This is a genomic window from uncultured Senegalimassilia sp. (assembly GCF_934632265.1).
Classification (GTDB): domain Bacteria; phylum Actinomycetota; class Coriobacteriia; order Coriobacteriales; family Eggerthellaceae; genus Senegalimassilia.
Window position 1 is genome coordinate 1 of the sequence record NZ_CAKTYH010000038.1, and the last position, 15,141, is coordinate 15,141.

The following is a 15,141-nucleotide window of genomic DNA, read 5'->3' on the forward strand; positions in this document are numbered from 1 at the left end:
CCGCCTGCCGGATTCGCCGCTCGGCGGCGTAGCGCCGCTCGGCGGCCTCGATCTCTCGGGCCTTCGCGTCGGCCCTCGCCCGGACCTCGGCCGGGGGAAGCTCAAAACGCGGAAGCATAGACGCCAGCGTCTGCATGGTCGGCCCCCTTCTCGTTCAGGTAGCTCTCGAACTTCTCGCCGAACAGCGTCTCCGGCCGGATGTGCTGCGCCATGCGCTTCGAGCCGCGCCACTCGTCGCGCTTGCGGCGCACGACGGCCCTGGCGTCGTCCACGGTGCGCCCGGCGTCGAACATGCGCCGGAGGTCGAGCGCCAGCCTCCCGCCGCCGCCCCAGCGGTAGTCGCTGCCGGTCTCGGCGTTGAACGCGTCGATGCATCCGGCGGCGAACTCCGCGAAGGCGTTGCCGTCCGGGTCGTCCTCCGGAAAGCACTCATCCTCCTGGTTTGGCTTGGCTTGGTTTTCTCTGGTTTGGCTTGTATTGGCTTGTACTGTATTGGCTTGTACTGTATTGGATTGGGTTTTCGGTTTCGCGGAACCAGTTTCCGAAACCTGTTCATCCTTGGTTTCCGAAACACCGAAACCAGTTTCCGGCTTCGGTTTATCCTTGGTTTTCGGTTTCGCGGAACCAGTTTCCGCGTTGCCGCCGCCGTTGGTTTCGGCCTGCTGCTTACCAGCCTTCGACGGCCTGCCGCCCTTCGATGCGCTCGCCCTCTTGGTCAGCGAGTTGTCCACGTCCTCGCGGATTGCCGTGAACAGCGCGGCCATGAGCGGCGAATCGAACTCCGGCTCCTCGCCGAGCGAGCCGTAGCGGACTATTGCCAGCGCGAACTCGGCCTGGTTCTCGGCCGGCAGGGCCTCCATGACCTCGCCGAACTTCTCGAACCACGTGAACGACCTCGCCATGTCGCACCTCCTTTGCTAGAACGGGATATCCTCGTCGTAGGCCTGCTCGGCGGCTCCGAACGCCGGCGCGGTGTGCAGGTCCTGCACAGCTCCGCCCTGCTTGCTGGACATGAACTCGATCTCGTCCACGATGACCTCAAGCTTGCTGCGGCGCTGGCCGTCCGTCTCCCAGGAGCTGTAGCGCAGCTTGCCCTCGATGGCCACTTTCGTGCCCTTGGTCAGGTACGGCTGCAGCTTCTCGGCTCGGGTGCCGAACATGGTGCAGTCGACGAAGTTCGGCCAGTCCTCCCATTCGCCGGTCTTCTGGTTCTTGCGGCGGTCGTTGACCGCGACGCCCATGCCCAGCATGGACATGCCGCTCTGCGTGCTGCGCAGCTCGGCGTCGCGCGTCAGGTTGCCGCTAATCATCACCCTGTTGATTGACATCTATCATCCTTCCGCCCATTGAAGGGCCGCTATCTCGGACGGGGTCAGCACGTCGATGCCCTGTGCCTCGCACTCGTCCCTCATGCCGTTGACGAGCCGCGAGAACTCCGCGGAATCCATCTTGGAAGACCCCTTGTAGACCTTGACCATCCGCATGGGCCTGCCGCCTACCGAGCGCGCAGGCCCCGCGTCGTAGTACTCGAAGTAATCGCCGAGCGGCACGCGGGCGTCCACCTCGAACGCCTCGCACGAGCCGTAGTCGCGCAGCATCCCCAGATGCACCTCGGAGTCCGCCATGCCCAGCTTCGCCGCCAGGCGGTTGAGCATGGCCCAGTAATAGGCGTTCTGGGTCAGCGTGCGGCGCCTTCGCACGTCGCTGACGACGTACTCGCGCGAGCCGTCGGCCCGCATCAGCGCCGCTATGCACCGGGCCTTGTCCCCGCGCGCCAGCTCGGCCATGCTAGGCCGCCTCGGCGGCGTGCTCGCCGTAGCTGCGGGCCAGGTCCTCGAACCACTGCGCCGTGTAGCCCAGCTCCGTCAGGCGCGCCTCGTCGCGGTCCATCGGTATCTGCTGGGCCTGCCATTCGGCCTGCGCGCGGGCGTCCAGCTCCTCGCCTTCCAGGCCGGTCGTCGCGGCGCACCACGCGCGCATCGCCTTCCACAGGTCGTTGCGGGCCTCCATCAGGCTCGGCGGCTCGATGACCTCGGCCTCGACCTCGATAGGCTGCTCCACCTGCTCCGGCTGCTCTGGCTGCTCCTCCTGGGCCTCGACGCCCATCTCCGCCGCGTCGTAGAGGCCCTGGAACTCGTCCGGGAACGCCTCGCGCAGCGCGTGGACCATGGCCACCTTGCGAATCATCGTGCCGGGCATCTTCGCCCAGCTGCCGCCCAGCTTGCCGTCCTTGCGGCGGTTGGCGTACTCCTCGAACGCCACGCTGTCGTAGATGGGCACGTCGTAGCCCTCGACGAACACCTTGCACCAGCCGCCCACGACCGTCTCGCCGGGCAGCACCATGGAGCCTTCGCGCTCCTTGCCCTTGCCGTCGCGGGTGACGAAGATGCCCGCCTGCATGCCCTTGAAGCGCGGGTTCGCCTGCGCGCGCTTCGTGTAGACGTCCTTGCCCACGACCAGCGACGCGGGCTTGTCCCCGTACTTCACCAGGTACGCCTCGCAGATGAAGGGGTTGAGCCGCTGCGCCTTGCACAGCTCCACGAACAGCTTCACCTCGCGCTGCGTGACCGCCGGGTTGTCGCAGAACACCCTCACGACGTCCACGTCCGTGATCGTTATCTCCTGCCCCGACGAGTCCTTGTACTTCGCCAGCTCCTTTGCCATCTCTCACGCCTCCTGAATCCTGCACATGCGGTCGGCCTCGTGGCCCCGCATCCATTCCTCGACCATCGCCCGGGCCGTCTTGAGCGGCCCGGCGTACGCCTCGTGGTCGATTTCCCACTCGCCCTCGGCGTCCAGGGCGTAGAACGTCACGTCCATTCGCGCTCCTCCGTTATCTCGATGCGCCACCAGCGCGCGGGAAGCCCGCCGTCGCCCACGAACTCGACCTGCTCGCGGCACGCCTCGGCGAAGCTCCCGCGCTCGCCCCGGTGCACGAGCGTCTCCACGCCGTCCTCGTCGACGGCGTACAGGCTCAATCGCCAGAAGCTCATGCACCTGCTTCCAGCAGCTTCAGCGCGCCGCCGCCGTCGGCGATGCGCGTGCCGAACGCGTCGAGCACCGCCTGCGAATCGGGGATGCGGACCGCCGCGCCCTTGACGCGCTTCGGCTCCCACTCGGCCCACTCGACAAGCTCTGCGGTGTCCTTGTCCGCCACCAGGCCGGCAACCGCCGTGAAGTGCTCCTCCCAGCCCTTCGCCGGGACCTCGACCGTCAGGCCCTTGGCCCTCAGCGCCTCGATGGCCTTGCCCATGTCGGTGATGACCGGGCCGGGCTTGCTGTAGCTCGCCCCGACCTCGCCGACCTTCGCGCCGCCCACCAGGATGGGCCGGCGGTCGCTCTCGCCGTCCATGGCCTGCGCCACCATCGCGGCGCAGGCGGCGCCCTTGGCCTCCTTGGCCTTCGCGGCCACGGTCTTGTCGACCGCCACCACCAGCGCCAGATACTCGTCGTTGGTCAGCTTCTCCATGCTGGAACCTCCTCTGTGACGCCACCTTTACTATCGGTGACGATGAATCAACTGGTAGACATTCCGGCCACGCCCTCCGCCGCCCTGCGCAAGCTGCGCGAGGGCCTTTCGGAGTGCGGCCTGTTCGTCTTCTCCGCCCCGTGCAAGGGGCTTTGCCGCGCGCTCGGCGCGGCGCGCCTATCTGCGGCGCTCGCACGCGCAGGCCTCATGCGCGCGCTCCCCAGGGGAAGCCGGCGCGAAGCCGTTGTGCTCGGCCTTCTCGTCAACCTTCTTTTCGATATCGCCAAGGCGCTTGTCGACTGACGACCAGAACAGCAGCAGCACGACCAGCGTCGCCGCCTGCGCCGAGACGCTTGCGATGAATCCTTCGAGAACAGACATGGCCGCGCCTAGCCGATGCACGCGAACACGGCCATGGCCGCGATCCACGCGGACATGCCCAGAAACAGGGCGATATCCTCGCGGTTGTCTGCTAAACTGTTCGCGGCTTTGACCAAAGCCTTGCGCGCCCTGCCTCGAAAACTCGGCGCGCAACTTTTTTCAGAAAAAAACGCCCCGCCTGACCTGGCGGTTAACATCGTCTTTAACATCGTCACAACTCCTTCACACTGTCCCGGTGCGCCTTCTGGCGCCTCGCGGCGTTGGCCTTCCTGGCCTCCGCGACCTCCCGGCCGAACTCCTCCGGGTCGGGCATGGCCGCCCGTATCTCCGCGCCGGTGCGCTGCTGCGGGTAGTACGAAAGCGCGCTGCACTTGAGGCACAGCCCGCGCTGCTTGTTGTAGCTGCGCCGGGGGAACACCCCGCCGCACCGCGAGCACGTGTAGTGCTCGACCAGCGTCACGCCCATGCGGCTCGCCTGCATCTGCACCGCCGCCGTCGTGCGCCTCGTCCCGCACAGCGAGCGCAGCTTGCGCACGACCGCCTTCGCGCCGCATTCCGCGAACTCGCGCAGCACCTTGCGCTCCGCGACCGTCCACGCCCTTCCCGCCACTACGCGCACACCCCCAGCGCCTCGGCCGTGCGGATGCGCCACTCCTTGGCGCCCGGGTGCTTGAACGCTCCCGGGATGATGCCCAGGCGGCAGTGCTTGCGCACCGTCCACTCGGACATGCCCATGACCGCCGCGTACTGCGCCGTCGTCATGATGGGCGGCAGCTCGTTCACTCCCATGGCTTCCTCCTTCGAATCCGTCTCCGTGACGTGCCGGGTAGCATGCACGGCATGAATAACTCCCGTGGACAACAACCGAAACACCGCGCGCGCCCCGCCGCATCGCTCGGCAACCTCAAGGCCGGGCTGCTCGACTTCTGGGCGTTCGCCAAACGCGCGGGCTTCTGCGAAGTCGCAAGGGACCTGCTGCTCGCCGCGCTCATCGCCGGCATCGGTCTGTAGGCCTGAGCAGCTCCTTGATTTCCGCCACGTCGCGGCGAATCTTAATCACCCGGTAGTACGTGACCACCAAGGCCACCGCGCAGAACGCGGCGCAGAAGTTCGCAATCGAACTCAACCTGCCCTCCTTACGCTCGAATGTGACCAGCGGGCTAACATGCCCGCCATGACGAAACCCGCCCACATACACGCGCCCGGCACCGCCGAACGCTTCTCGCGCTATGGCGAGCGCTATCGGCAGATGGCGCAATCGCGGCGCGCTGCCGCGAAGGCCCGCGCCAGAACCGCCAAAACGGCGCTATCGGCCGCGATTGCCGCGGCAGAGGTCGTCGACGCGGTTTTTCAACTGCTCGCCCTCGTCTCGTAGACGGTCAACGCTGCGGAACAGCGCGGATACCTGGAAGACCAGGAGCAGGACGACCACCGCCTGGCAAAGGTCGGCGACTTTCCCGAACAATTCCATAGACACCTCCCTTCCGCGCACAAAGCCATCCCCGCGTGACGCCCTGCGTACCATCAGGGGATGCGGAGAACCCCGGAACATACAGACGACCTCGTGTGGCGCCCCTCGCCGTTCGCGCGGCAGCGGCGGCGCTTCGACGCACGCGCCTTTGCCGCGGCGTGGCGGCTGCTGCGCCTGCTGTCGGAGCTTTACGGAATCGGATGCTTCCTCTGGTGGGCCGTCAGCTTGATAGCCGGGCTGCTATGAACGACAGCAGCGCCAGCACCGCCGGGCGGTAAACGACGTCGAACGCGGCGTCGAACGCATCGGCGAACCTCTCGAACCGGCTTCGCTCTCTCATTCCTTCCTCCTTCTGATGTTGATGCACGTTTCAACCGTACATTATGCCGCAAAAAAAGAGGCAGCGTACTGCTTGAGCAGCCGCTTGCCGTCTTGCCCGACGTTGTCATAGTAGATTCGAAGCCGCTCCGGCGTCATCCACTTGTCGGGGTTTTGCTCGTACTTGCAGAGGGTGACGACGCTCACGCCAAGCAGCGGAGCGAAGTCCTCCTGGCTCTTGAGCGCGGTCATGCGCGCCTTTGCAACCAAGCTCGCCACAAGCTATCACCTCCTGTTTTGATTCGATTAATCATTGTTTGAAACTACTCGCACGGCTCGCGCCCAGGATTTGCTGGGTCGTTACCCCGTGCCTCTATCTTCGGTTCTCAAGGTGCGCCGCCTAACTTCTTGCGGTATCTATATCTTAAACCGTACATTTCATTTTGTAAATAGAACGGTTTAAAATATATTTAACTTTATAGCGGCGTCTTGTTTAATGTAGCAAAGGAGGTTTTCTATGGCAGGGTCACCATTTGCTAGAAACATAAGGGCGATTCGCGAGAATGCCGAACTAACGCAAGAGCAATTCGCCGATGCTATCGGAGTTAATCGACAGGCGGTTTACACCTGGGAGGCCGGGCGCGTACAGAAGCCGCGGCAGAAATCCGTCGTTGATGGGATCTGCTCGGCGTTCTCCGTTACCGAGCAAGACTTGTTCGGCTATGCCGACGGCTTCTACGCCAAGCTGCACGGCCTGACCGACGCCCCGGCCGGGGCCATCGCCGCCAAACCCTCCTCCGCGCTCGTCCCGCTGCTGGGCACGACGCACATGGGCGAGTTCGAGGACGAGGGCGAGTGCGACCGCATGGTCGAGGTCCCCGCCAGCGTCGCGGAAGCCCACCCCGGCGGGTTCTGCGTCCGAGCGGACGGCGAGTGCATGAACAACCGCTATCCCTCGGATTCGGTGCTGTTCGTCGACCCGCACATGCAGCCCTTCGACGGCTGCGCCGTGCTGGCCGAGACCCAGGACTACCAGAGCATAGTCCGCAAGTATTCGCGCGGCGCGTCCGCGCTGATGCTCTCCCCCGATTCGCACGACTGCGAGTTCGAGGACATCATAGTAAGGGCCGGCGATGACCCCATCATGCTCAAGGGCGTGGTCGTGTGGTATCAGGCCGAGAAGGACGTGAGGTAGCCCATGGGCGAAGAGGCCAACGGGAAAATCAACGCCCTGGGCGTGCAGATAGGCGTGTCTTCGACCGGCACGCGCGACGACTATATATCGCTCACGGACATAGCGCGGTACAAGAGCGACGAGCCGAACGATGTGATAAAGAACTGGATGCGCACCCGGAGCACCATCGAGTTTCTGGGCGTTTGGGAAGAACTGCACAACGAGGATTTCAAACCCGTCGAATTCGAGCGGTTTAAAAGCGAAGCCGGCGCAAACGCGTTCACCATGTCGCCCTCCAAATGGATTTCAACCACAAACGCCAAGGGTATCAAGGTCAAACGCGGAAGATACGGCGGCGGCACGTACGCCCACGTTGACATCGCCTTCGAGTTCGCGTCCTGGATATCGCCGGAGTTCAAGCTGTATGTCATCAAAGACTACCAGCGCCTGAAGGCCGACGAGAACAGCAGGCTGTCGCTCGAATGGAACGAGAAGCGCCTTTTCACGAAGATAAACTACCGCATCCACACGGATGCGGTGAAGGAGAACCTGGTGCCGAACATCAAGGGCAAGGGCGGTAAGTTCGTCTACGCCACCGAGGCGGACGTGCTGAACGTCGCGCTGTTCGGCAAGACCGCGAAGCAGTGGCGCGACGAGAACCCCGGGAAACAAGGCAACCTGCGCGACGGGGCAACGCTGCACCAGCTGATAGTGCTGGCGAACCTCGAAAGCATGAACGCCCAGCTTATAAAGGAGGGGCGCAGCAGGCAGGAGCGCGCCGAGTACCTGAACGCGATGGCCCGCGAGCAGCTGTCGGCGCTTGCGGACAACCCGACCGTGAAGGCCCTAGAAGACGGAGAGGCGGGCGGCGCTGCATGAAGGTAGGTTTCCGCAAGCCGAGCGTCAAGCGCATGGTGAAGGCCCGTACCACGGGCCGCGCAAAACGCGCCGTGAAGCGCTCGTTAAACCCGCTGTACGGCAAGAAGGGAATGGGGCTGGCCCACCCCAAGAAGGCGGCAAGGGGATACGTGTACCGCCGCACCACGTTCGGGCTTAGGGATGTGCTGCGCTGGATAAAGAAGTAGGAGGCGTCGTATGGGAGCGAAGCTGACGCTAACGGTGTCGCGCATGGAGGGCACCAGCAACGCCAAGTGCCGCCTGTGGCGCCTGCGCCTGTTCGTCGACGGCAAGCCCGCCAAGTCCAAGCGGTTCCACGGCACCTACGGCCAGGCCAAGGCGGCGGGCGAGGACTTCAAGGCGGAGTACGCCGCCCAGCTGGCGCTCACGGGCTACGACCCCGACATGACCTTCGAGCAGTACGCCGAGCGGTGGCTGCAAAGGCGGCGCGATTCGGGCGACTTCGAGAACCAGACGCTGCGCTCCAACGGCGTGAACGTTCGCGGCCTGTGCCGCGTCATCGGCCAGGTACCCATGCAGCAGCTGTCCCGCGCGCGCGTCATGGACTGCCTGGCCGAGCTGAAGGCCGGTGCCGCCAGCGGGCGCGAGATCTCGGGCTCAACCCTGCGCTTCTACTACACCACCCTGAAGGCCATCCTCTCAGAGGCCGTCTACGACGAGGTCATAGCGAAAAACCCCTGCGACAACGTGAGGCCGCCGAAGCCTGACACCGCCAAGAAGGCCGCCATACCGTTCGACGAGTACTCGGCCATGCTGTCGGCGCTCGAGGACGTGCGCGGAGACGCTCACACGGTGGCGATACTGCTCATAGCCATGAACGGCTTCAGGCGCTCGGAGGTCGTCGGCCTTGACTGGGATGACGACTTGGGCGACGGCATAGCCGTTCGCGGCTCAATCGAGTATATGACGGGCCGCAAGAAGGGGCCGAAGACGAGCAGCGGCGTACGCGTGATACCCATGACGGAGCGCACGCGCGCCGTGCTGGACGTGTGGAGGCCGGAGCAGCGCCGCATGCTCGACCGCCTGGGAGTCGAGCAGACTGAGAAGACCCCCATCGTCACGAGTATATATGGCAAACGCATGAGCAGCGGCACCCTCGCCAACTGGTGGAAGCTACACGGCCCCCGCGAGTACGGGGTGTCCTGCACCCTGCACGGGCTTCGGCACACGTTCCTGACGTACCTAGCCGCCGACGGCAACGCCTTCGCCGTCAAGAACATAGCCGGTTGGTCGAAGATCTCGATGGCGGACGTCTACGTCCACGACGACGAGGAGGCGAACGCGAAGTCCATGCAGACGTTCGAGCGGCGCATCGGCGGTACAGAAACGGTACAAATTCGCCGCAACGCAGCGCAGCGCAAGAAAACGCAAAGCAACGCAGAGAACGGCGAAGCACCTGGCTATTCCGCGAATCTGCAACGCAGCGCAGCGCAAGGAAACGCAAAGCAACGGCAATGACCTATTTCCAACATATATCGCACGGGTTCGAGCCCGTGTTCGACGAGCGTTCGCGGATTTTGGTGCTGGGATCGTTTCCCTCGGTGCTTTCACGCGAGAACGCGTTCTACTACGGCAACCCGCAAAACCGCTTCTGGCGCGTGATGGCCGCATGTTTGGGCGAACCCGTGCCGCAAAACGAGGGAGATCCGGGCGACGACGGGCAACCTTTGACGCTTGAGGAGTCAATTGCGGCCAAAAGGCGCCTGCTCCTTGGGCACGGCATCGCCTTGTGGGACGTCATAGCCTCATGCGATATCAAGGGATCAAGCGACGCGAGCATCAAAAACGTGGCGCCCGCGCAGGTGGAGCGCGTGCTGGAAGCGGCGCATATCGGCGCCGTAATCTGCAACGGGGGCACAGCCGAACGGCTGTACAAGCGCTACCTGCAATGGCAGGTGGGGCTGGCGGCGCACGTGCTGCCCTCGACAAGCCCCGCGAACGCGACTTGGCAGCTGGAGCGTTTAACCGCCCGCTGGCAAGAGGAGCTGCTGCCGCTTTTGGAAGCCGCAAAAACCGGGGCGCTGGGCGAGGTTCCGTCGCCGAGCAGCGTCAAGCGCGGGTTCGTGACAGCTGGCGCAAAAGCCGGGGCAACAGGCGAAAGCCGCGTCGAAGTCGTCACCGTACGCGTCCCTTCCCCGCCCGCTTCGAACTACGCGGTGCACAAAAGCATGCAGGGCAACAAGAGGGCGAACACGAAGCCCGAGCTGTTGGTACGCGAACGCCTGCGCAAAGCGGGGCTGACGGGCTACCGACTGCAATGGAAGGTGCCCGGGCATCCCGACATCGCGTGGCCGGGCAAACGCGTTGCAGTCGAGGTGCGAGGATGCTTTTGGCATCGTTGCCCACACTGCAAACCGAGCACTCCGAAGAAGAACACGGAGTATTGGGAGGCGAAATTCGCCCGAAACACGGAGAGCGATGCGGAGAACTTACGCAAACTCGAGGAAATGGGCTGGCGCGTGCACGTGATCTGGGAGTGTCAGCTGAAAAAGAACGCTATCGATGCCACTATGGCTGATTTGCTGCCGATGCTTGCTGTCGAGCTGGGAAAAGAGCTCGCTGCCGGCGGCGATTGGGCAATCGCGCAAAACGGTAGGGGCCGAAACGGAAGCGCCGCAAATGCGCAAGCGAAGCAAACCCCCAACGCCTCGCGGGCCGCAGACCCCGCAGGAGCAGGTGGCGCCGCAGGGGCGACCTGTTGCTCAACATCGCCGCAAAACGGCAAGGAGTCGTGCGCGAGAATACCGGATCCCGCTGCAGCGGCGTACGACCGCCCGGCATCGCCGCAAGACAGCGAAGGCTTGCTTGTGAGGGCACTGAATGCATCTGAAACCGGGCAGCAAGGCCACGCGGACCCTGCAGCATGCAAACGCCATTTCATGTACGTAATCGAGTGCGCAGATGGCAGCCTGTACACCGGGTACTCCCCCGATGTGCAGGCGCGATTCGCCGCGCATCAAGCTGGCATGGGCGCGAAGTACACGCGCGGGCGCGGGCCGTTGAACCTGCTGGCCGTAGCCGAATTCGCCACCAAGCACGACGCCATGAGCGCAGAATACCGCTTCAAGCGCTTAAGCCGCGATCGCAAAGACGAGCTTTTAGCGAAAGCCGCCAAGCCTGAAGCCGATTTCGCAAAGCTGCTTCAAGAGGAATTCGGGCTTTAGGAGGGCAGGCAGCGCATTGAGCAAGTGCGCCGCCTGCCGAAAAGGCCGCGAGTTAAAACAGCTCGCAGAACCAAAACCGCTTTAGTCATTCGATGCGATGGCGAAGTCTGGCTTCCGCACGATACGCTCGGCGTCCTCGGCTCATTGCGCCGAGCGACGAAGGCGGACACTATACCCACGAGAGAAGATGCGGGGAGCAGCACCGCCTTTTCGCATTTCCTTACTTTCGGCGTTCGTGGGCTTTTGCCTTGTCGGCGTACATGCGGCGGTCCGCCTCCTTGAGCGTTGCGGAAAGCGACACCTCAACATCATTGGCGATGGAGTGGCCCATGGCCGCGTCCAAACTGACCACATCGTCGCTTGCAAGCTCGAAGCGTTTCTTGAGATTTGCCATCAAATCAGCGATGCTCTCTTCGCTGGCATGCGGACAGACAATCAAGAACTCGTCGCCGCCCAAGCGTGCGGCAATGGCATCGTCGGGAATGGTCTTTTTGATTTCCGCAGCAATGCGACGCAGCATCAGGTCGCCAAATTTATGGCCACGCACGTCATTGACGATTTTGAGGTTGTTGCAATCAAGCACAATAAGCCCGATGGGATAGCGATCCCGCGGATAGGACTTCCCGAATTCGAGCTCGAGAAAGTTACGGTTGTAGAGCCCCGTCAACTGATCGGTAATGGACAAGCGCTTAAGCTCGTGCTCGAGGCGCTTCTGCTCCGTGACATCGGAAACAAGACCCACGATACCCATGAGTTTGCCGTCGCAATACACGGGATTCTTTTGAATCAGAAAATACAGCGACCCGTCGGGAGTGGGAAACTCGTCAATCCACTCGCTGCCCTCACCTGTCTCGATAATGCGCAAATCGTCCTCGTAATAGCGGCGACCCACCGTTTCATCTGCCCATATCTCGACATCGGTTTTGCCGATGATGCCACCGTCACGACCCCCGTTGATCAATGAGCAGACCTCGGAGACGACACGATAGCGGCACGACGTATCCTTGAAGAAGATGTTCGCAGGTGCGCTTTCGATGAACGCAACCATTTGATCGAACGAAAACCCCTCGCCATTGAGCATCGTCAAGCCCCCCTGCCTATCGAGCGAATACGTTCGAATTATTGATTTTAAGCCCCACAACAACCGTGCGTCAACCAATATGGGAGGGCGGTGTCATATCCTTGCAAGCAGCGAACAAATCTTGCGAAGTTCTTTCAATATGCAAAGCTAGCACGGCTCAGGCAAAGCCGATCGCATCCGCTTGAGGAGTTCCTCGCAGGCGCGCGATCAGCTGTGCGCCAGGTCGTAGAGTTCGCGGATGTCTTTGGGCAGGCCGTCGGGGATGATTTTGGCGAGGCGCTCTTCCCCGCCGTCGTTTTGAGCGGTTTCGTAGTACCAACACTTGAACTTCACCATGGCGAGCGCTCTTTGAAGGCGCGCGATCTCCTGTTCGGTCCGTTCCTTGCGCGCCTCGAAGAGCTGCTTTCGCTCGGCATACGTGGACGGGCCCTGCTGGGCCATGTCGACGAAGCGCTTGATGTCCTTGATTTCAAGCCCTGTCTTCTTGAGGCACTCGATGACGCGGAGCAGCTCGAGCTCGCCTTCGCCGAACTGGCGGATGTTGCCCACGCGCTCTAGATTGGGGAACAGGCCTTCCTTGTCGTAATAGCGCAACGTGGATACCGGGATATCGAACATCTCCGAGACCTGCCCAATCGTGTACATGGCGGCTTCCTTTCGAGAGCGTTTAAACCTAAAGTAAGGTTCAAAGAGTGACTGCAGAAGCATAATACCACGCACGCGATCGGGGAAACGGGAGGCGCTTCGATAAGCAGCCGCGATGCCCATTCTCCGGTTTCACGATGCCGATCACATCTTGCAATTGCCGTTCGAGCGCGGCTGCCGCTATTCCCCAGACTTGCTCGACGGGGTGAATCCCCCGTTGCCGATTGCACCACTCGTATCTGGCGGCAACCGCTTGAGCGCGGTGGGAGAACGCCGCGACCTTCCTTTACCCCGCAAAAGCGACGTTTTCGCCCGCAAAGAACCCGCTAAATGTCCTTATTCTCGAAGATGCGGATGCTGAGCTTGCAGCTTGCCGCATAAATCGCCAGGGAAGCGACGACCAGCGCAACGAGCGAAGCAATCGGATGCTGAGACACCCAATCTCCGAAACCGCCGAACAACTCAGGCATGGCGAATTGCGTCCCAATGTAGATAAGACACCCGACGAACATGAGAGCGCAGGCGATGTAGCGCGCACCCTTCGCGGTGCCGAACTTCGTCGCAAACGGCTGAGCGATAGAAACGAGCACCAGCACGATGACGGAGGAAGCCACGCATGCCGCAAAGATCTCGGATGCCGGCGCCGTTTCCATGTAAACCCCCAAAGCAGGAAATGCCAGCGCGCATGCCAGGGCAACAACGAACAAAAAAACGATTGCGATTACCGAGCAAATAAGGATCGTCGCATACCGCCCGACGACGATATCGCGACGCGAAAAAGGGAGCGCGCCGCGATAGCGCAGCCAACCGTTTTGGTCGTCATAGCCCAGCAGCGAAAACATGACCAGCATGGGCACCATCGCGCATGCCGCGGAGGCCCCTGCGTACGAGCCCATGCCGAAGCACATGAATATGCACACGGTCACGGGCATGACGGACATAAGCACAACCATAGTGCGCATAATCGCCAATTCGGATTTCACGGCAGCTAACATCAGCGGCCCCCTTTCAACATGAAGTGCAGGTAATCGCCTACATTTGCGCGATCGCAGGCAACCTCGGGAAACGCCTGCGAGAATTCGAAGCGGTTCGGCACGAGCACATCGCAACTGAACTCGCGTTTGACCGCACGCGCATCCGACACGCATTCGAGTATTTCCGCCACCTGGTCAGCTGCACAATGCGCGATACCCGCGGTATCGGTGATGGCTTCGCGCGGCACGTCGAAGATGATCCGCCCTGCATCGATGCCCACGACGCGATCGGCAGCACGTTCCAAGTCGGAGGTGATATGGCTGGAAAGCAGCACGCCGCGTTCGCCGTCGCCCACAAACTCCTGCAGCATCTCAAGAATCTCATCGCGAGCCAACGGGTCGAGACCCGCTGTGGCTTCATCGAGAAGCAGCAGATCGGCGCCATGCGAAAGGGCTACCGCAATCTGCAGCTTCATGCCCATACCGCGCGAAAGCTCCTTCACCTTCGTCTTCGGGCTTATGGCGAACTGCGCGATAAGACCATCGAACAGCGAATCGTCCCATTGCGGGAACGCTGGCTTCAAACATGTCACCACCTGGCAAATGCGCAATTCCGAAGGAAACGGGCACGTGTCGAGCACCACGCCGATACGAGAACGAACGACGCGCTGAACCTGGTCAGAGACATCGGCCCCGAATGGTTCACCGAGCAGCTCGACCTCACCCGCGCCGATGTGCTGCAAGCCCAACGCCACGCGGATCGTCGTGGTCTTGCCGGCCCCGTTCGCACCGACGAAACCGACGATCTCGCCAGGAGCAACCGCAAGGTTTACGTCGTGCAATGCGAACGAATCGCCCAAATCGCAGCTCACATGTCGTATGTCCAGCAGATTCGTCATGAAGCTTCCCCTTTCCCGCGTTACTCGGATTCCCCGTCTACGATCAAATCGAGCATCTCGTGCAGCTCAGCACGCGAAACACCCAGGTCAAACGCCTGATCAACAGCCTTCTCCAGCAACTCCTCGATGCGACGCAGTTGTTCTTCGCGCAGCATCTCGTGGCTGCCCGAGGCAACGAAACAGCCTTTGCCTTGCACGGTTTCGATGAATCCCTCCGCTTCCAAATCGGAGTAGGCGCGTTTGGTGGTGATAACGCTCACACCAACGCCGTTCGCCAATGCCCGAATGGAAGGGAGTTTTTCGCCGCATGCCAAAACTCCTGAAAGTATCTGGCTTTTGATCTGGGACGAGATCTGCTCGTAGATGGGCTTGTCGCTGTTGTTCGAGATGATGATGTCCACGGTCGGCCTTTCGTGTATATAACCGGTAAGCACAGTATATATACACTATGCACAGTTATGCAAGTCTGAATCTGGTAAAGACCCGCGTGAACCCCAGGACGATTCCGGAAGCCTCCTGCCGGTGATCAAGCAGAATCGTGGACAATGGCGCGCCGAAGCGAGAAAGGGGCGAGCGATCCATCGTCGCTCGCCCCCCATGCGCTGACGACACGTCCAAGACTGCACGCGAAGCGGCGAGCGGCATTA

Annotated in this window: 24 protein-coding genes; 6 read left to right on the top strand and 18 right to left on the bottom strand. The window is 62.2% G+C overall.

The genetic code is table 11. The features are described 5' to 3' along the window. Nucleotides 1–101: 101 nt before the first annotated feature. The 11 genes from Q0H50_RS04190 to Q0H50_RS04240 form a co-directional block, all read right to left on the bottom strand. Nucleotides 102–902, bottom strand: coding sequence for a conserved phage C-terminal domain-containing protein (locus Q0H50_RS04190; RefSeq protein ID WP_294419678.1), 801 nt, complete (start codon nucleotides 900–902; stop codon nucleotides 102–104). A 15-nt stretch (nucleotides 903–917) separates the two neighbouring features. Next, on the bottom strand, nucleotides 918–1,328 hold the full coding sequence (locus Q0H50_RS04195) for a single-stranded DNA-binding protein (RefSeq protein ID WP_294419680.1): 411 nt from the start codon (nucleotides 1,326–1,328) through the stop codon (nucleotides 918–920). Between the two features lie 3 nt (nucleotides 1,329–1,331). After that, nucleotides 1,332–1,787, bottom strand: coding sequence for a hypothetical protein (locus Q0H50_RS04200; RefSeq protein WP_294419683.1), 456 nt, complete (start codon nucleotides 1,785–1,787; stop codon nucleotides 1,332–1,334). A 1-nt stretch (nucleotide 1,788) separates the two neighbouring features. After that, nucleotides 1,789–2,664 (bottom strand): phage recombination protein Bet, encoded by an 876-nt coding sequence (bet, locus tag Q0H50_RS04205; protein WP_294419685.1) that lies wholly within the window; start codon nucleotides 2,662–2,664, stop codon nucleotides 1,789–1,791. A gap of 3 nt (nucleotides 2,665–2,667) precedes the next feature. Next, nucleotides 2,668–2,820, bottom strand: coding sequence for a hypothetical protein (locus tag Q0H50_RS04210; protein ID WP_281624409.1), 153 nt, complete (start codon nucleotides 2,818–2,820; stop codon nucleotides 2,668–2,670). Next, the gene (locus tag Q0H50_RS04215; RefSeq protein ID WP_294419687.1) at nucleotides 2,811–2,993 is read right to left on the bottom strand and encodes a hypothetical protein; all 183 of its coding nucleotides are present in this window, start codon (nucleotides 2,991–2,993) and stop codon (nucleotides 2,811–2,813) included. The genes Q0H50_RS04210 and Q0H50_RS04215 overlap by 10 nt, the downstream gene beginning before the upstream one ends. Further along, nucleotides 2,990–3,469, bottom strand: a complete 480-nt coding sequence (locus tag Q0H50_RS04220) for a hypothetical protein (RefSeq protein WP_281624407.1) — start codon at nucleotides 3,467–3,469, stop codon at nucleotides 2,990–2,992. Before Q0H50_RS04220 ends, Q0H50_RS04215 begins: the two co-directional genes overlap by 4 nt. Nucleotides 3,470–3,646: 177 nt before the next feature. After that, complete coding sequence (locus tag Q0H50_RS04225) at nucleotides 3,647–3,850, bottom strand: hypothetical protein (protein WP_294419692.1); 204 nt, start codon at nucleotides 3,848–3,850, stop codon at nucleotides 3,647–3,649. Nucleotides 3,851–3,858: 8 nt separating this feature from the next. After that, a complete protein-coding gene (locus Q0H50_RS04230) occupies nucleotides 3,859–4,059 on the bottom strand; it encodes a hypothetical protein (RefSeq protein ID WP_294419694.1) in 201 nt (66 codons plus the stop codon). A gap of 2 nt (nucleotides 4,060–4,061) precedes the next feature. After that, nucleotides 4,062–4,469 carry a hypothetical protein gene (locus Q0H50_RS04235; protein ID WP_294419696.1) on the bottom strand — a complete coding sequence of 136 codons (408 nt, stop codon included), beginning with the start codon at nucleotides 4,467–4,469 and terminating at the stop codon, nucleotides 4,062–4,064. Beyond that, nucleotides 4,460–4,639, bottom strand: coding sequence for a hypothetical protein (locus Q0H50_RS04240; RefSeq protein WP_294419698.1), 180 nt, complete (start codon nucleotides 4,637–4,639; stop codon nucleotides 4,460–4,462). Before Q0H50_RS04240 ends, Q0H50_RS04235 begins: the two co-directional genes overlap by 10 nt. 51 nt (nucleotides 4,640–4,690) lie before the next feature. Between Q0H50_RS04240 and Q0H50_RS04245 the strand changes: the two genes are divergently transcribed. Beyond that, a complete protein-coding gene (locus Q0H50_RS04245) occupies nucleotides 4,691–4,861 on the top strand; it encodes a hypothetical protein (protein WP_294419702.1) in 171 nt (56 codons plus the stop codon). 295 nt (nucleotides 4,862–5,156) lie between these two features. On the opposite strand, the gene Q0H50_RS04250 is transcribed toward Q0H50_RS04245, so the two are convergent. Together Q0H50_RS04250 and Q0H50_RS04255 are read right to left on the bottom strand one after the other, a co-directional pair. Further along, complete coding sequence (locus Q0H50_RS04250) at nucleotides 5,157–5,321, bottom strand: hypothetical protein (RefSeq protein ID WP_294419704.1); 165 nt, start codon at nucleotides 5,319–5,321, stop codon at nucleotides 5,157–5,159. Between the two features lie 381 nt (nucleotides 5,322–5,702). Beyond that, the gene (locus Q0H50_RS04255) at nucleotides 5,703–5,891 is read right to left on the bottom strand and encodes a hypothetical protein (protein ID WP_294419706.1); all 189 of its coding nucleotides are present in this window, start codon (nucleotides 5,889–5,891) and stop codon (nucleotides 5,703–5,705) included. A gap of 265 nt (nucleotides 5,892–6,156) precedes the next feature. On the opposite strand from Q0H50_RS04255, the gene Q0H50_RS04260 reads away from it, so the two are divergent. From Q0H50_RS04260 to Q0H50_RS04280, 5 genes are read left to right on the top strand one after another with little or no spacing between them, the layout of a single operon-like run. Then, complete coding sequence (locus Q0H50_RS04260; protein WP_294419709.1) at nucleotides 6,157–6,834, top strand: XRE family transcriptional regulator; 678 nt, start codon at nucleotides 6,157–6,159, stop codon at nucleotides 6,832–6,834. 3 nt (nucleotides 6,835–6,837) lie between these two features. Next, a complete protein-coding gene (locus Q0H50_RS04265; protein ID WP_294419711.1) occupies nucleotides 6,838–7,692 on the top strand; it encodes a KilA-N domain-containing protein in 855 nt (284 codons plus the stop codon). Beyond that, nucleotides 7,689–7,898 (top strand): hypothetical protein, encoded by a 210-nt coding sequence (locus Q0H50_RS04270; protein WP_281624395.1) that lies wholly within the window; start codon nucleotides 7,689–7,691, stop codon nucleotides 7,896–7,898. The genes Q0H50_RS04265 and Q0H50_RS04270 overlap by 4 nt, the downstream gene beginning before the upstream one ends. Nucleotides 7,899–7,908: 10 nt before the next feature. Continuing rightward, nucleotides 7,909–9,189 (top strand): site-specific integrase, encoded by a 1,281-nt coding sequence (locus tag Q0H50_RS04275; protein WP_294419714.1) that lies wholly within the window; start codon nucleotides 7,909–7,911, stop codon nucleotides 9,187–9,189. Next, on the top strand, nucleotides 9,186–10,895 hold the full coding sequence (locus Q0H50_RS04280) for a GIY-YIG nuclease family protein (protein ID WP_294419716.1): 1,710 nt from the start codon (nucleotides 9,186–9,188) through the stop codon (nucleotides 10,893–10,895). Before Q0H50_RS04275 ends, Q0H50_RS04280 begins: the two co-directional genes overlap by 4 nt. A gap of 220 nt (nucleotides 10,896–11,115) precedes the next feature. Here the strand turns inward: Q0H50_RS04280 and Q0H50_RS04285 are convergent, their stop codons facing one another. The 5 genes from Q0H50_RS04285 to Q0H50_RS04305 form a co-directional block, all read right to left on the bottom strand. Further along, entirely contained in the window at nucleotides 11,116–11,976 is an 861-nt protein-coding gene (locus tag Q0H50_RS04285) for a GGDEF domain-containing protein (RefSeq protein ID WP_294419729.1), read from the bottom strand. Between the two features lie 207 nt (nucleotides 11,977–12,183). Next, a complete protein-coding gene (locus tag Q0H50_RS04290; protein WP_294419719.1) occupies nucleotides 12,184–12,621 on the bottom strand; it encodes a MerR family transcriptional regulator in 438 nt (145 codons plus the stop codon). A 326-nt stretch (nucleotides 12,622–12,947) separates the two neighbouring features. Beyond that, the gene (locus Q0H50_RS04295) at nucleotides 12,948–13,616 is read right to left on the bottom strand and encodes an ABC-2 transporter permease (protein ID WP_294419722.1); all 669 of its coding nucleotides are present in this window, start codon (nucleotides 13,614–13,616) and stop codon (nucleotides 12,948–12,950) included. Next, on the bottom strand, nucleotides 13,616–14,494 hold the full coding sequence (locus Q0H50_RS04300; protein WP_294419725.1) for an ABC transporter ATP-binding protein: 879 nt from the start codon (nucleotides 14,492–14,494) through the stop codon (nucleotides 13,616–13,618). Before Q0H50_RS04300 ends, Q0H50_RS04295 begins: the two co-directional genes overlap by 1 nt. 20 nt (nucleotides 14,495–14,514) lie before the next feature. After that, nucleotides 14,515–14,895 (bottom strand): GntR family transcriptional regulator, encoded by a 381-nt coding sequence (locus tag Q0H50_RS04305; protein WP_294419727.1) that lies wholly within the window; start codon nucleotides 14,893–14,895, stop codon nucleotides 14,515–14,517. Nucleotides 14,896–15,141 lie beyond the last annotated feature (246 nt).

Excerpts from the sequence above, each read along its gene's own strand:
- Q0H50_RS04195 (WP_294419680.1), bottom strand. The coding sequence starts at position 1,328 with ATGTCAATCAACAGGGTGATGATTAGCGGCAACCTGACGCGCGACGCC.
- Q0H50_RS04270 (WP_281624395.1), top strand. The coding sequence starts at position 7,689 with ATGAAGGTAGGTTTCCGCAAGCCGAGCGTCAAGCGCATGGTGAAGGCC.
- Q0H50_RS04245 (WP_294419702.1), top strand. The coding sequence starts at position 4,691 with ATGAATAACTCCCGTGGACAACAACCGAAACACCGCGCGCGCCCCGCC.
- Q0H50_RS04230 (WP_294419694.1), bottom strand. The coding sequence starts at position 4,059 with ATGTTAAAGACGATGTTAACCGCCAGGTCAGGCGGGGCGTTTTTTTCT.
- Q0H50_RS04255 (WP_294419706.1), bottom strand. The coding sequence starts at position 5,891 with ATGACCGCGCTCAAGAGCCAGGAGGACTTCGCTCCGCTGCTTGGCGTG.
- Q0H50_RS04290 (WP_294419719.1), bottom strand. The coding sequence starts at position 12,621 with ATGTACACGATTGGGCAGGTCTCGGAGATGTTCGATATCCCGGTATCC.
- Q0H50_RS04280 (WP_294419716.1), top strand. The coding sequence starts at position 9,186 with ATGACCTATTTCCAACATATATCGCACGGGTTCGAGCCCGTGTTCGAC.
- Q0H50_RS04300 (WP_294419725.1), bottom strand. The coding sequence starts at position 14,494 with ATGACGAATCTGCTGGACATACGACATGTGAGCTGCGATTTGGGCGAT.
- Q0H50_RS04275 (WP_294419714.1), top strand. The coding sequence starts at position 7,909 with ATGGGAGCGAAGCTGACGCTAACGGTGTCGCGCATGGAGGGCACCAGC.
- Q0H50_RS04190 (WP_294419678.1), bottom strand. The coding sequence starts at position 902 with ATGGCGAGGTCGTTCACGTGGTTCGAGAAGTTCGGCGAGGTCATGGAG.
- Q0H50_RS04220 (WP_281624407.1), bottom strand. The coding sequence starts at position 3,469 with ATGGAGAAGCTGACCAACGACGAGTATCTGGCGCTGGTGGTGGCGGTC.
- Q0H50_RS04285 (WP_294419729.1), bottom strand. The coding sequence starts at position 11,976 with ATGCTCAATGGCGAGGGGTTTTCGTTCGATCAAATGGTTGCGTTCATC.
- bet (WP_294419685.1), bottom strand. The coding sequence starts at position 2,664 with ATGGCAAAGGAGCTGGCGAAGTACAAGGACTCGTCGGGGCAGGAGATA.
- Q0H50_RS04250 (WP_294419704.1), bottom strand. The coding sequence starts at position 5,321 with ATGGAATTGTTCGGGAAAGTCGCCGACCTTTGCCAGGCGGTGGTCGTC.
- Q0H50_RS04200 (WP_294419683.1), bottom strand. The coding sequence starts at position 1,787 with ATGGCCGAGCTGGCGCGCGGGGACAAGGCCCGGTGCATAGCGGCGCTG.
- Q0H50_RS04240 (WP_294419698.1), bottom strand. The coding sequence starts at position 4,639 with ATGGGAGTGAACGAGCTGCCGCCCATCATGACGACGGCGCAGTACGCG.
- Q0H50_RS04295 (WP_294419722.1), bottom strand. The coding sequence starts at position 13,616 with ATGTTAGCTGCCGTGAAATCCGAATTGGCGATTATGCGCACTATGGTT.
- Q0H50_RS04210 (WP_281624409.1), bottom strand. The coding sequence starts at position 2,820 with ATGGACGTGACGTTCTACGCCCTGGACGCCGAGGGCGAGTGGGAAATC.
- Q0H50_RS04225 (WP_294419692.1), bottom strand. The coding sequence starts at position 3,850 with ATGTCTGTTCTCGAAGGATTCATCGCAAGCGTCTCGGCGCAGGCGGCG.
- Q0H50_RS04260 (WP_294419709.1), top strand. The coding sequence starts at position 6,157 with ATGGCAGGGTCACCATTTGCTAGAAACATAAGGGCGATTCGCGAGAAT.
- Q0H50_RS04265 (WP_294419711.1), top strand. The coding sequence starts at position 6,838 with ATGGGCGAAGAGGCCAACGGGAAAATCAACGCCCTGGGCGTGCAGATA.
- Q0H50_RS04215 (WP_294419687.1), bottom strand. The coding sequence starts at position 2,993 with ATGAGCTTCTGGCGATTGAGCCTGTACGCCGTCGACGAGGACGGCGTG.